10 protein-coding genes are annotated in these 13,072 nt (G+C 69.6%); 7 read left to right on the top strand and 3 right to left on the bottom strand.

Features of this window, described 5'->3' with window-relative positions; genetic code table 11:
• Window positions 1-3: 3 nt before the first annotated feature.
• The 3 genes from H4N64_RS24575 to H4N64_RS24565 all read left to right on the top strand — a co-directional run bounded on the left by H4N64_RS24575 (window position 4) and on the right by H4N64_RS24565 (window position 2,442).
• A complete protein-coding gene (locus tag H4N64_RS24575) occupies window positions 4-1,065 on the top strand; it encodes a threonine aldolase family protein (protein WP_186284577.1) in 1,062 nt (353 codons plus the stop codon).
• Between the two features lie 350 nt (window positions 1,066-1,415).
• Window positions 1,416-1,931, top strand: a complete 516-nt coding sequence (locus H4N64_RS24570; RefSeq protein ID WP_186284576.1) for a DUF4760 domain-containing protein — start codon at window positions 1,416-1,418, stop codon at window positions 1,929-1,931.
• 31 nt (window positions 1,932-1,962) lie between these two features.
• Window positions 1,963-2,442: an HIT family protein gene (locus H4N64_RS24565; protein WP_186284575.1), complete on the top strand. Its 480-nt coding sequence runs from the start codon at window positions 1,963-1,965 to the stop codon at window positions 2,440-2,442.
• Between the two features lie 48 nt (window positions 2,443-2,490).
• Here H4N64_RS24565 and H4N64_RS24560 read toward each other — a convergent pair whose 3' ends face one another.
• On the bottom strand, window positions 2,491-3,621 hold the full coding sequence (locus H4N64_RS24560) for a helix-turn-helix domain-containing protein (protein ID WP_260859941.1): 1,131 nt from the start codon (window positions 3,619-3,621) through the stop codon (window positions 2,491-2,493).
• 158 nt (window positions 3,622-3,779) lie between these two features.
• Here H4N64_RS24560 and H4N64_RS24555 point away from each other — a divergent pair, with 158 nt between their 5' ends.
• Complete coding sequence (locus H4N64_RS24555; RefSeq protein WP_186284573.1) at window positions 3,780-5,225, top strand: FAD/NAD(P)-binding protein; 1,446 nt, start codon at window positions 3,780-3,782, stop codon at window positions 5,223-5,225.
• Window positions 5,226-5,306: 81 nt separating this feature from the next.
• Here the strand turns inward: H4N64_RS24555 and H4N64_RS24550 are convergent, their stop codons facing one another.
• Both H4N64_RS24550 and H4N64_RS24545 read right to left on the bottom strand, forming a co-directional pair.
• Complete coding sequence (locus H4N64_RS24550; RefSeq protein ID WP_186284572.1) at window positions 5,307-6,566, bottom strand: MFS transporter; 1,260 nt, start codon at window positions 6,564-6,566, stop codon at window positions 5,307-5,309.
• Window positions 6,563-7,933 carry a rhodanese-like domain-containing protein gene (locus H4N64_RS24545; RefSeq protein WP_186284571.1) on the bottom strand — a complete coding sequence of 457 codons (1,371 nt, stop codon included), beginning with the start codon at window positions 7,931-7,933 and terminating at the stop codon, window positions 6,563-6,565. The genes H4N64_RS24550 and H4N64_RS24545 overlap by 4 nt, the downstream gene beginning before the upstream one ends.
• Window positions 7,934-8,030: 97 nt before the next feature.
• Here H4N64_RS24545 and H4N64_RS24540 point away from each other — a divergent pair, with 97 nt between their 5' ends.
• The 3 genes from H4N64_RS24540 (at window position 8,031) to H4N64_RS24525 (ending at window position 12,822) form a co-directional block, all read left to right on the top strand.
• Complete coding sequence (locus H4N64_RS24540) at window positions 8,031-8,708, top strand: ArsR/SmtB family transcription factor (protein ID WP_186284570.1); 678 nt, start codon at window positions 8,031-8,033, stop codon at window positions 8,706-8,708.
• A 1,064-nt stretch (window positions 8,709-9,772) separates the two neighbouring features.
• Window positions 9,773-11,863, top strand: a complete 2,091-nt coding sequence (locus H4N64_RS24530; protein WP_186284569.1) for a HEAT repeat domain-containing protein — start codon at window positions 9,773-9,775, stop codon at window positions 11,861-11,863.
• Window positions 11,821-12,822 (top strand): tetratricopeptide repeat protein, encoded by a 1,002-nt coding sequence (locus tag H4N64_RS24525; protein ID WP_186284605.1) that lies wholly within the window; start codon window positions 11,821-11,823, stop codon window positions 12,820-12,822. Before H4N64_RS24530 ends, H4N64_RS24525 begins: the two co-directional genes overlap by 43 nt.
• Window positions 12,823-13,072: the final 250 nt, after the last annotated feature.

Here is a 13,072-nt window from a genome sequence, read left to right as displayed (position 1 = left end):
CCCATGAGCACCACCACCGACGTCATCCCCTCCGGTCTGGCCTTCATCAGCGACAACATGGCGGGCGCCTCGCCCGAAATAGCGCAGGCTGTTGCCGCGGCGGCGGCCGGGCACACCCTGCCGTACGGCAACGCCCCCTTCACCGGCAGCGTCCGCCGCAGGCTGAGCGAGATCTTCGAACGTGATGTCGACGTCTTCCCGGTCTCCACCGGAACCGCCGCGAACTGCCTGGGCCTGGCCGCCCTGACCCCACCCTGGGGCAGCGTGCTGTGCCACCCGGACAGTCACATCAACAACGACGAATGCGGCGCGCCGGAGTTCTTCACACACGGCGCCAAACTCGTCACGGTCCCCGGCGACGACAGCAAGATCGACCCCGATGCGCTCCAGGAGGCGGTGCGCCGTAAGGCCGGTGACGTGCACAGCGTGCAGCCGACAGTGGTGAGCATCAGCCAGGCCACGGAGAGCGGCAGCGTCTACACCCTCGACGAGATCCGCCGTCTGGCCACCATCGCCAAGGACGCGGGACTGCGCGTCCACATGGACGGCGCACGCTTCGCCAACGCCCTGGACCACCTCGGCGCCACCCCGGCCGAGATGACCTGGAAGGCAGGCATCGACGTGCTGTCCTTCGGGGCCACCAAGAACGGCGCGATGACCGCCGACGCCATCGTCTCCTTCGACCCCGCACTGGCCACCGAACTCGCCTTCCGTACCAAGCGCGCCGGCCAGCTCGCCTCCAAGATGCGCTTCCACACAGCCCAGCTCGACACCTATCTCACTGACGGTCTGTGGCTGCGCAACGCCCGCCAGGCCAACACCATGGCCGCCCGGCTCGGCGACGGTCTCAAGGCCATCCCCGGCACCGAAATCCTGGGCAGCCCGCAGGCCAACATCCTCTTCTGCCGCCTGCCCCAGCAGGCAACCGAAGGGCTCCTCGCGGAGGGCTACACCTTCTACCACGACCGCTGGGCACCGGGCATCGTCCGGTTCGTCACCTCCTTCTCCCACACCCTCAAAGACATCGACCAGCTCCTGGACGCGGTCCGCCGCCACACCCGCTGACCACCGGAACCGGCCCAGCGGCTCGCTCAGCGGGCGGCTGTTGCGGCCCCGGCCGCGCCAGGAGGGGCACCGTCGGAGACCATCGCCTCGGCGAGGCTCCATGTCTCCCGCACCATCACCCACGTCCCGACGGTCAACCAGCGGGCCGCCCTGGGGGACACCGGCACCCCCGCCCTGGCCGAGGGCGGCGTCGAAATCGCCGAGATCGAGCACTGCGCCCACCTTCCGATGTACTCCAACCCAACGCAGATGTGGGCCCGCATCGCCGACCTGGTCGCCCGCGTCAACGCAGGCTCCTGAGGGGGTTGGCGCTGTCGCCGCTTGGGGAGCGACCTGGGAGGGGGGTCGAAGTGGAGATTGCGGCGGTGGTGGTGTCGGTGGTGGCGCTGGGTGTGTCCGGTGCCGCGTCCTTGCGGCAGCTACGGCTGACGGCGCATGCGAATGCGGTGCCGGTCCTGGTGGACCTGTTCCGGGAGCATCGCAGCGTTCAACTGGCCATGGCCCGGCACGTGGTGTACGCGCGGTTGCCCTCCCGCGACCTGTCCGCGGGGCTGGACGGACTGCCCGGGTCCGAGCGGGACCTGGTGCGTGAACTGGCCTGGTTCTACGACAACTTGGGTGCGCTGGTCGCTCACGGCGTGGTGGACATCGAACCCGTCTCCGGCTACCTGGGAGGATCGGTGATCTCGGTGTGGGAGCGCGTGGAGCCGTTGGTGCAGGCGGAGCGTGCCAAGCGGGCGAGGAACAACCTGCCGGATCCGAACCGGTGGCAGGAGTATTTCGAGAATCTGTACTACCTGGTGCGCGAGACCCCGCCCGAGCAGGCACGAGCACAAACCGACATGTGGCGACTGCCTCGGCCATGACGATGCGGACATCTGAAGGTGAGCTCGGGCCATGACCGGCAGTTGGCGGGCGGACCGGATCGGCGCGGCCCTGCGGGGCGAGAACCCGACCGTGCTGCGGCGGCTCGAATCCGGCTTCGCGGTGATCGGCGATGTCCAGTTCCTGCCTGGGTATTCAGTTCTCCTCGCGGAGGAGCCGGGTGTGCAACGGCTGTCCGACCTGCCTCGGGCCGAGCGGCTGTCGTTTCTGTCCGACATGGACCGGCTCGGAGAGGCGGTTGAGCGGGCATGCCGACGGCTGGACCCTGATTTCCGTCGGGTCAACCTGGAGATCCTCGGCAACACGGACCCGTTCCTGCATGCCCATGTCTGGCCGAGGTTCGAGTGGGAGCCGGTCGAGCTGGTGGGCAAGCCGGTGTGGCTGTATCCGCATGACTGGTGGAGCGACGAGCGGTTCAGACTCGGTCCCCAGCACGATGCGCTGCGGGAGGCCATCGGCGGCGAACTGGACCGGCTGCGTTCGTCGGCCTGAGCCAGGGGCCGCGCAGGACCGGTCCAGGTGGCCAGTGGTGCGTGCTGCTCAGCGTCGGATGGACACCCGTGCTTGGGCAGGTGGGTGGCCAGGGCGCTGGATCGGGGTGGGTTCCGGAAGGGCGGGCCAGTAGTGCTCGGTGAACAGCCGGGCGATCAGCTCGCCTCGACTGGATACTCCGGTCTTGACGAAGATGGTCTTGAGGTGGTCGCGGACGGTGTGTGGGGAGATGGACAACGTCGTGGCGATCTCGGCGGTGGTCTTGCCGCGCGCGACGAGTTGGGTGATCTGAAGTTCCCGCGAGGTCAGTCCGTAGGCCTCGGCGACCAGGACCGCGAGGTCGGCGGGGGCTGCGGGTTCGATGACGAGAGCCACCGGGCCCGGCAGGCCGCCCGGGCGAGTGAGGTGGGAGGCGTGGCAGGTGAGCCAGCGCCCCTCGGTGGTTTGGATACGCACCCGGGCGTCCCCGTGGTCGCGGCCGTCGGCGACAGCCCGCGCTTGCAGCGCCGTGCCGATCACCCAGATGGGCAGCCTCAGCCCCAGGGGTGTGGGAAAGGACGGTCCCTCCGGCAGCAGGGCGAGGTGCCGGCGCGCCTCGTCGTTGATCGACATGGCCCCGCCGGATTCATCGAAGAGGATCAGGCCGGGTGCGGGCTGGCCGGTGCGGGGTTCGGACTGGGGAGGCCGGGCGAACCTGCGCAGCCTCTCGGCGAGCGGGCGGGACAGGTCGGCGAGGAGCGCGATGTCGTTCGGGCTGAACGCGTCGGTGGTGCGGAACAGGCTCACCAGGCCCCACGGCCGGTCGCCGATCCGCAGCACGGCACGCAACTCGTCGTGCACGCCCTGGCCGTGCATGACGCGCCGGAAACGGGAGCTGCGGGCGGGCAGATCGCCGGTGGCCGCGCGCAGGCCGGCCACCGGCACAGGCGCCCGGGCCAGCTCGCGGAACGGGACGACGTTCTCCTCCAGGAGTTCGCTCTCCCAGTAGGCCGCACACCCCTCACCGGAACCGAGGTTCTCCACCAGCATGGGCGCCGTGATCAGTCCGGTCTCGGGATCGGCTGCCGTCCACACGGCCGAATCGAACGGCACCAGCCTCCGCAGCCGGGCCGAGGCCCGGCTGAACAACTCGAAGGCGTCGGCGGCCCGTTCGGCGGCCGACACCACCCGACTGGTCATACGCATCCCCCCTCCGCGGCTATCCTGCCCGGCCTCCTGCTCGGCACCAACCCCTCAGCTGAGGGGGGCGGGCCAGGTCGATTGCCCGCACATGGGGGATGGGGATCTCCGCCACGGACGGCGAAGGTCAAAGCACACGACCAGCCGAGAGGGAGAGCATGGACATCGCGATCGTCGGTGGGGGCGCGGCAGCGGTCGGCTTGCTGGACGCGCTGGCCGCTGTGGAGGAGGGCGAGACCGGCACGATCACGGTCTTCGAGCCGTCTGCGCATCTGTGGCGCGGGCGTCCGTACGGTCCGGATCTGGATGCGGTACGGGTGAACGCGCCGCCCGCCATCATGTCGATCCGGCACGGCGACTTCGGCCACTACGCGGCCTGGCTGGGTGAACGAGGTAACGCGCATCGCGACGAGCTCCTGGGGCAGCCGCTCGTACCGCGTGCGCTCTACGGGGACTATCTGGCGCACACCGCTGAGAAGGCTCTGGCTGCCTTGGGCGAGGCGGGCCGGCTCGTACGCGTCGTCGCAGACCGCGTCACCGAGGTCATGCGCTCCGGTGTCCGTCTGGTGCTGCGCACGGAGGACACGGGGGAGTACGACGCCACTCATGTGGTGCTGTGCGTGGGCACAGGGACGCCACCAGATCTGTACGGCCTCGCCGGGACCGGGAGTTCGGACGGCAGGGCCGGTTTCACGTCCGACCCCTATCCGTTGGCCGACACCCTCGACCATGTCGACGACGGCGACGAAGTGGCGGTCATCGGCAGCGGCCTTACGGCTGTGGACGTCGTCGTGTCCCTCGCCGCGCGCGGACACACGGGGCGGATCACCCTCCTGTCGCGCAGTGGAGTGCTGCCGTATGTCTGGCAACGCCCGATCGACCGTCGTCCGCGGCACTTGAGCGCCGAGCGGGTGACGGAGCTTCACCGGGCCCGGGCGGGCAACGTCGGGCTCGACGACCTCATCGGGTTGCTGCGCGCCGAACTGGCGGACGTGGGGGAGGACTTCGACACGTTCGCGGCAGAACTGCTGGCCACCGCGCACGGTGATCCGGTCCGCCGGCTCCGTTGCCAGATCGAGGCCATCGACGACTCGCGGATCGGCCGCCGCATGCTTCAGGAGGCGGTGCACACGGTCGGCCCGTACGCGTGGCGACTGTTGCCCGAATCCGATCGTGCGCGCCTGCGGCGCCACCTCCGCACGGCCACCAGCGTGGCCTCGCCCATGGTCCCGGTGAACGCGACGACCCTCATGAGGCTCCTCGATTCACGGCAACTCGTCATCGTCCCCGGCATCCGCGCGATCGAGCGCGTGAACGGGCGATTCCGGGTCCACGGCGCCGACCACGGCGAAAACGGTGCGGACGGCGTCATCAACGCGGTGAACCCGGCGCCGCATGCGGTACCGGACGCGGCCCGGCAGCTGGTCGGTTCGCTGGTCGGCACCGGTCTGGCCACCCTGCATCCGTCCGGCGGGGTGCTACCGGCCGACCCGCGCCTGCACGTGGTCGGCGACCTCATGGGCGGCGGCTCGGTCATCACCGCAAGCATCCCCGGCGTAGCCGCCCAGGCCTTCCGCGCGGCGCAAGCGCTCCGCACACCGTGAGACCACCTTGAGCACCTACAGACTCTGCCGCGCTGACGCGCAGGCCCGGCCCGGGTGGAGGGGATGCCATGGGCCGCCCGGTCACCGCGAGGGGGCTTCCTCGATCCATCGCGCGGCGAGGAGGCCGGACGCCGCGGTCAGGACGGCGGCGGCGATGACGGTGGCATTGAGGCCGAGTGCGTCGGCGAGGATGCCGGCGACGAGTGCGCCCGCCGCGTAGCCGATGTCGCGCCAGAAGCGGTAGGTGCCCAGGGCGTTGGCCCGCCAGGCGGGGTGGGCGTGGTCGGAGACCGAGGCGATCAGCGCCGGGTAGACCATGGCGGTGCCGATGCCGAGGGCGACGGCGGACAGGATGCCGGCGAGCAGGGGCCGGTCGAGGAGGACGAGGGCGATGACGAAGCCGGCGGCTTGGACGAGCATGCCGGTGACGATGAGGGGTTTGCGGCCGATGCGGTCGGCGAGGTGACCGGTGGGGATCTGTCCGATGCCCCACAGGATGGGGTAGAGGCCCTTGATCAGGCCGACGGCGGCAAGGCCCAGGCCGTGGTCGGTGAAGAGAAGGGGGAAGACGCCCCAAGTGAGGCCGTCGTTGAGGTTGTTGACCAGTCCGGCTTGGCTGGCTCCGCGTAGCGACCGGTTGTGCCAGGAGGTGCGGGCGAACGTAGCGGCCGGTCCGGTGCTCTCGTCGGTGGGCAGTGGTGTGGTGCGGTGGGCTAGTTCGAGGGCGACGTGGGCTGCGGTGTCGCGTACGACCAGGGCGAGTGCGAGTCCTGCAGCGACGAAGACGACGCCGATGAGCTCGGGGACCGGGCGCAGGCCGTAGGCGGTGGCGAGGTAGCCGGTGAGCAGTGCGGTGACGCCGACGGCGGTGTAGCCGGCGGCCTCGTTGAGGCCGGTGGCAAGTCCCCGGCGGGCGGGACCGACGAGGTCGATCTTCATGTTGACGGTCATCGACCAGGTCAGGCCCTGGTTCAGGCCGAGCAGTACGTTCGCGGCGACGATCCAGCCCCAGGACGGCGCCCAGGCGAGTGCGAACGGTACGGGGATGCCGATCAGCCAGCCGGTGACGAGGAGTTGCTTGCGGCTGAAGCGGGCCGTGAGCGCGCCGGCCGCGAGGTTGGTCAGGGCCTTGGTGAGGCCGAAGGCGATGATGAAGGAGAAGACGGCCAGGTCGCTGGTCAGGCCGAAGGTGTCGGTGCCGATGAGCGGGACGGTGGTGCGTTCCAGGCCGACGAGGCCGCCGACGCAGACGTTGACGACGACGAGCAGGGTGAACTGGAGCCAGTTCTCGCGCAGTCCGAGCTGAACGGGTCGGGCCGCGGCCTTGGTGGTGGTGCTCACCGGGTGCCGCTCTCGGTGAGGCGCTGACCGTGGGCGGCGGCGTATTCGCCGGGACTGCCTTTGAGTACGGTCAGGTCGGTGTGGCCGGCGCGTTCGAGGATGCTCGCGGCGGTCATGGCGCGCTCGCCGTGCCCACAGGCGACGACCGCCCCCGCGGGTGCCTCGGAGGCGTGGTCGGCGAGGGTGCCGAGCTCGAAGTGGAGGGCGCCGGCGACGTGCCCGGCGGCGTACTCGGCTTCCTGACGGACGTCGAGGTATGGGGCGGCGGGGGTCTGGTCGGGGGTGAGGAAGGGGGTGGTCGTGGTGGGGAGTCCGGCTTCCTGCCAGGTGGTCATGCCGCCGGCGAGGCGTCCGGCCAGCCGCTCGTAGCCGATCTTGTACGCCTGCCAGACGATCTCGTCCAGGTCTTGGTCCTCGCCGGTGACGAAGGCGATGCGCGTGTTGTCGGGCAGCAGCCAGCCCAGCCAGGTGGCGAACTGGGCGCGCAGCGCAATGGAGAGCGCGCCGGGTATGTGGCCGGCGGCGTAGTCGGCGGCCGGGCGGATGTCGACCACATGGCCGCTGTCGGCGAGCAGTGCGCTGACCTGTGACGGGGTGAGGGCGGGCAGCCGCGGGGCGGTGGCGAGTACGGCGGGACCGCGCCGGTTGACCTCGCTCAGCCGGTCGAAGTAGGCGGGGTAGGTGCCCAGGCTCGCTGTCAGCTGCCGGACGAAGGTGTCCTCGTCGGGCGCGGCGAGCAGCGGGTTGGCCTGCTTCTGGTCGCCGATGGTGGTGGTGCGCTCGGTGCCGGGCGGCGCCGAGCAGAACGAGCCCGCCCCGTGTGTGGGCCACACCGCGGTCGCGTCCGGCAGCTCGGTGAGCCGCTTGAGGGAGTGGTACTGGGCGCGGGCGAGTTCCTCGGTCCGCTCTTGGCCGAGGAGGTCGGTGCGGGCGGCGGAGTTCACGATCAGGGACCCGCCGGTGAATACACCCAGCTCGCGGCCGCCGTCGAGGAGCAGGAAGGACAGGTGCTCGTCGGTGTGGCCGGGAGTGGCCAGGACCCGGAGCGTCAGTCCGCCGAGGTCGACCTCGTCGCCGTCCGCCAAGCCCAGGTGCTCGAACATGCGCTGCCCGGCGGCAGAGGCGAGCACGGTGGCGTGGTGGTCGTGGGCGAGCTGGGTGGCGCCGGAGAGGAAGTCGGCGTGCAGGTGGGTGTCGGCCGCGTACACGACGTGCAGGCCGCGCCGGTCGGCTGCGGCGTGCAGGGTGCGCAGGTCACGGCCGGCGTCGACGGCCAGGGAGCGGCCGTCGCCCAGGTCGACGAGGTAGGCGCTGTTGCCCAGTCCTTCGTCGACCAGCGCAATCAGATGGTCGTCTGCGAAGCTCACGGCGGTCCTCCATGACCCGGTACGAGGTGTGGTTCAGCGGTGTGTGATCCCACGCCCACTATCATCTACAATATTCCATGGATTTATGGAGGATGTCATGGCGGAGAGCACCACCCCGCGCTCCAAGGCGCGGCTCTACGATGCGTTCGCGGCCAGCGGCAAGGCGCTGGCCAGCGGAAAGAGGCTGGAGCTGCTCGATCTGCTCGCCCAGGGCGAGCGGACCGTGGACGCCCTCGCGAAGGCGGCCGGGCTGAACCTGACGACCGCGTCGGCCCACCTGCAGACCCTCAAGCAGGCCGGGTTCGTCGCCACCCGCCGCGAGGGTGTGCGCATCCACTACCGGCTCGCCGGGGACGACGTCGCCCAGCTGTTCGCGCTGCTGCGCAAGGTCGCCGAGCACCACCAGGCCACCGTCCCCGCCGCCCGCGACGCCTACCTCGGCGAGGACGGCGCGACGGAGGTGACCCGCGAGGAGCTGCGTGCCCGCATTGCGGCGGGTGACGTGGTGGTGCTGGATGTGCGGCCGGCGGAGGAGTACCTGGCCGGTCACATCCCCGGCGCTGTCTCCGTCCCGGTCGAGGAACTGGCCGCCCGTATCGACGAACTGCCCGAGGACACCGAGATCGTCGTGTACTGCCGCGGCGAGTACTGCGTTCTCGCCTACGACGCCGTCCGCCTGCTGACCGACCGCGGACGCCGTGCGATCCGCCTCAACGACGGCATGCTCGAGTGGCGCCTGGCCGAGATGCCCGTAGACGTCGGCGACCCAGCATGACTTGGCTCCCTCCCGCTCCTGAATCCAGGGCTGTGTTCACCCCTTCGGCTTCCGAGGCGAACCTGCCGACGGTGCGCCGTGCGGTCCTCCCCTCCGGCCATCCGCGCCTACCGCCACGGCCTCGACCCTGACGAGCGAGCCCATGTGCGGCAGCGCCGACGACCTCATCGGCGACCTTGCCCACGCCCTCGACTCCTGACCCCGCCCGGCAGCCGTCGAGCAGGCCCTGCGCGGACACGAGCCGTACCCGGCACACGCGTTGGACCGCCACGGGAACCTGCTCCTGGCCAACTCGGCAGTCGACGTCTCCCTGGACGCGGAACGCTGCCGTGCGCCTACGCGACCGCACCGCGCACGCGACGCACAAAGGCCCGGTCTCCCACATGGGTGACGGGGGAGACCGGGCACTGCGAGGTGGAGCTCCTATCGGCCTGCGGACCTGGGAGAGAGGCGGAGGGAGCGGCGCTTTCGCGCCACCCGCCATGCCCCTGCGAAGGCGGCAATGGCGGCTGCTGCGGCAAACGCGCCCAGGAACTCGGGCAGTGCGGCCATCAGCAGGGATTCCGCCATCTCGGGGAGCCCGGTGTGAGCTGAGGTCCCGGGCCTGGACAGGGACGTATGAGGGCAGACGTTCACGCGATGTCTCCGTTCGAGAGTTCCCAACCACATTGCTGGCCAGGTGAATTGAGGAGACGATGAGGCGCCCACGTACTGTCCCCGATCTCGCTCGGGACAGGCTGGGACCAGGAGGGACACGCTGGGACGCGACAGCCGCATCGGTACTGGCAGTTGGGAACTTGCCGTCGTGGTACTGCTTTTGCCGCGCTGAGCCGCAGTGACCCACCCTGGGGCAGAGGCAAACAGGAACGGGGTGAAATGGCAGTCGTTCAGCGGGGCGGAGGCGACGGACCGACTCCGCTGGAGCGCTACGCTTCCTGAAGCGGCAAGCAGCTCAGGCCGGACTGGGGGCACGCGAGCTCGAACACCTTTTCCGCCAAGCAGCCCGGAAGGAAGAGGAGCAAGCCGCACGGACAAACATCCCGCCCGCCCACCCGATCAGTGAGATGAACTTCTCCAAGTCGCACATCGACCGGATCTTCAAAGCTCAGGCGGGTCCGCATCCGCCGCGCCCTTTTACCCGCCAGTTCCTGGTCCTCACCAGCCGGAAATCCGGCCTTTCCCACGCGGAGCACAAGAAGGCATGGGAGGAAGCCGTCTCCTTGCTCGACGCCCTGTCGGAACTGCCGTCCCGCCGGCCGACGTCGCGTGGCCCGGGTCCAGGCGGCATTCCGAGAGAAGCCACTGTCGCGGAACTCCAGTTGAGGCTGGACCTGGAACGTGCCCAGCATCTGGAGACGCGCCTGCGGTACGCGCTTCGCGACACCCGGTGCTTCGTGAACACCCTCTGGGACATCATCAGCGTCCTGCGCGATGTGATCTCCCACCACTACGCGCTGCGGGCAAGCCTCCTGCACGGCGGCGACAACTCGCCCCGCCTCACGCAGATCCAGAGCGAGACGGAGCAGGCCCTCGACTACAAGAGGTCCGCCCAGGCGGAAGCCGACCGCGCTGTAGCCCGTATCCGCGTGCTTGAGGAGCGCTGGGAACAGGCCTGCACCGAGGCGCACCGGCTGTCACTGCACTCCGAGCTCGCAGACTTCCCGGCAGACAACTCTGTGCTCCCGGGAGCCGGCCCTGCCCCGCTGCTGGCTCAGGAACTCCTCGCGCGGCCAACGCTGGACGACATCAAAGCAGCGCTGGAGAAAGCCCGGGCCATCAATGCCCAGGAGGAGGACAGTGCCCGGACCCTGCAAGAGGCACTGAGCAGTTCGGGGCCGTTCGCACCAGATGACGAACGCCTCGTGCTCGTGGCCGCCACCCGACTGACCGATGCCGACAGCCGCCGCACCGCTCTCAACTCTCTGGCGAAGCGATGGCCCGATCATCCGGACACTCGTGACCTGCTCCTGCACATGGCACACGACCCCGAGGTGAGTGTCCGGTTGGCCGCCACTGAAAGTCTCGCCGCCTGCTGGTGGGATGACGACACGGCTTGTGAAGCGCTCGTGGCCCTCTCCGGGGACGATGACGCCCACGTCAGAGCGGCAGCCGCACGCAGCGTCGTTGCCGCGGGATGGCGTGACGAAGGGGCCCTTGACGTTCTGCTGAGCCTTGCCCGCGACCAGAACAGCGAGGTTCGCTCCTGTGCCGCCGACGGCCTGGCCGCGGAATGGACCGGGGCTCCTGCCGCCCGGGACGCCCTGATCCAGCTGCTGCTCGGCCCTGGCAAGCGCTTCGGTATCCGGGAACGAGCCGTGAAGGCGCTGCTGGCCAACTGGCCGCATGACGACGAGACCCACAACGGTCTGCTGCGCTTCGCCGACAGCGACGAGGACTACGACTTCACCGCCGTGGTAGTGGCTCGCGCAGCCCTTCTTGCCTGCTGGGCGCATGATCCCCGAGCGCGTTCGGCCGTGCTCCGGCTCGACCCTGGCGACCAATTCTTCCGTTACGTCGAACGGGAGATGGCCACCCGCTGGCAGGGCCAGATGACGGCCCGCGACTCGGTGATCCTCATGTCGGAAACACACGAGGCGGCCGTTGCGGAGGCTTTGGACACATGGCCCTCATGGCCGCCCTCGACACGGTCCACCGGCCGAATGCAGCCGAGCGCGCGGCCGACTTCCGGTCCCAGGCTGTGGACATGCTGTCCGACGGCTGGGCGGGCGACACGGTGGCACGCGACGCCGTTCTGCGACGCGCCCAAGACCCAAGCCCACGCGTACGGAGGGCAGTTGTTGTTGCGCTGCGGTTCGGCTGGCCTGAGGACGATGCGGCCCAACAAGCCCTCCACCGGCTGGCTCAGGACTACGACGGACAGGGCAACTCAGCAACCCCGCAGGACAACCCGATTCTTACCGGGATCCGGAAGGCCCGCGACATGGGTCTGGATCCCTATGAAGGCGCCATGCAGTACGACGCCGCAGCTCGCATCCTGGCTCGTCGTATGGGAAATGACCACCCCGACACCCTCATCGCGCGCCGTGAATACGCAGTCCTCTTGGGTGAGTCCGGCGATCCGCACGCGGCTGCGAGGGAGCTGCCTGGCGTCGTGGACGACTGCGTGCGCCACCTGGGCCCTCTGGACGTCGTGACGATCGAGACAAAACATCAGAACGGCCGCTGGCTGGGAAAGGCGGGCAATGCGGCCCTTGCCGCCACTTCGCTGACCGCCCTCGCTGACACATGCATCACGGCTCTGGGCGCCACCCATCCCGCCACGGTGAAGATACGTGCCCAGGCTGCGCGTTGGTTGGGCAAGTCAGGGGAGCATCAGGCCGCGACAGCAGCGTTCGCCTCGCTGGCCGGCGACTGTGAGCGCAGCCTGGGTGCGGATGCCCTGTCCACTCTCCAAGCGCGGTACCAAGGAGCTCGGTGGGAGACAGAGGACAGACGTTCTCAGCCGGCGGTTCATGCCGCCGCGGCCGGCTTTGGCCGACTCGCCGCCGACTGTATCCGCGTTCTGGGCCCCGTCCACCCGCTGACTTTCGACGCACGCTGCCAGTACGGCCGCTGGACCGGCCACGACGGCGATCCCGAAGAGGCCGTCGACATTCTGGAGCGTCTCGTCGACGACTGCCAGACCCTTCTCGGCACCCGTCATCCGTCTGCCTTCGAAGCACGCCAGCTCTACATCCGATGGCTCGGCAAGGCCACCACTGTGACGGCGGCCATGACCGCCTTTGCCGCTCTGATCGATGACTGCCAGCGCGGTTTGGGGCCGGCCCACATGATCACCTTGCGCACGCGCTATCTGCACGCACGATGCACAGGAGAGGCAGGAGACCCGCTCGCGGCCGCGACTGCCTTGACCAATCTGTACCTTGACCATGAGGAGTTGCGCGGCAGAGACCATCCTGACTCTCTTCGGCTTCGCCAGGAACAGGCTCAATGGACTGGCGAAGCAGGTGACTTCGCGGCCGCTGTCCGCAAGCTCAAGGACCTGGCAAACCAGCGGGGCATACGCAGCGGCGCCCGGGCGCCGGAGACGGTCGCAGTGCGGGCTGCCCTCACCCACTGGATGGACAAGCTCGCCGTGGCCGCCCCGTCATGATGGGGCGACATGCCGGAACGCGGGCGGCCATCTGCCACACGATTGTTGGCAGAGGCATCGCCAAGGCGTTACAGCCTGCACCATCTGACTGAGCGTGAGCGGACGTGGGGGACTGCGGGGCAGCGTCGTTCGCTCGGGGGTGCGGGTTGTGGCCCGCGCCCCGGCCGGGTTGAAGAAGACGAGCGACTGGCTGTGCTGTCGCGGGTCCGAGCGGCGGCCCCGTCTCGTGCTCCGCATCCGCGCATGCTCC

The sequence above is a fragment of the Streptomyces cupreus genome (genome assembly GCF_014257025.1).
Taxonomy (GTDB): Bacteria; Actinomycetota; Actinomycetes; order Streptomycetales; family Streptomycetaceae; genus Streptomyces; species Streptomyces cupreus.
This window is presented reverse-complemented; position numbering and strand designations above follow the sequence as displayed.

Excerpts from the sequence above, each read along its gene's own strand:
- H4N64_RS24575 (WP_186284577.1), top strand. The coding sequence starts at position 4 with ATGAGCACCACCACCGACGTCATCCCCTCCGGTCTGGCCTTCATCAGC.
- H4N64_RS24565 (WP_186284575.1), top strand. The coding sequence starts at position 1,963 with ATGACCGGCAGTTGGCGGGCGGACCGGATCGGCGCGGCCCTGCGGGGC.
- H4N64_RS24560 (WP_260859941.1), bottom strand. The coding sequence starts at position 3,621 with ATGACCAGTCGGGTGGTGTCGGCCGCCGAACGGGCCGCCGACGCCTTC.
- H4N64_RS24555 (WP_186284573.1), top strand. The coding sequence starts at position 3,780 with ATGGACATCGCGATCGTCGGTGGGGGCGCGGCAGCGGTCGGCTTGCTG.
- H4N64_RS24540 (WP_186284570.1), top strand. The coding sequence starts at position 8,031 with ATGGCGGAGAGCACCACCCCGCGCTCCAAGGCGCGGCTCTACGATGCG.
- H4N64_RS24530 (WP_186284569.1), top strand. The coding sequence starts at position 9,773 with ATGAACTTCTCCAAGTCGCACATCGACCGGATCTTCAAAGCTCAGGCG.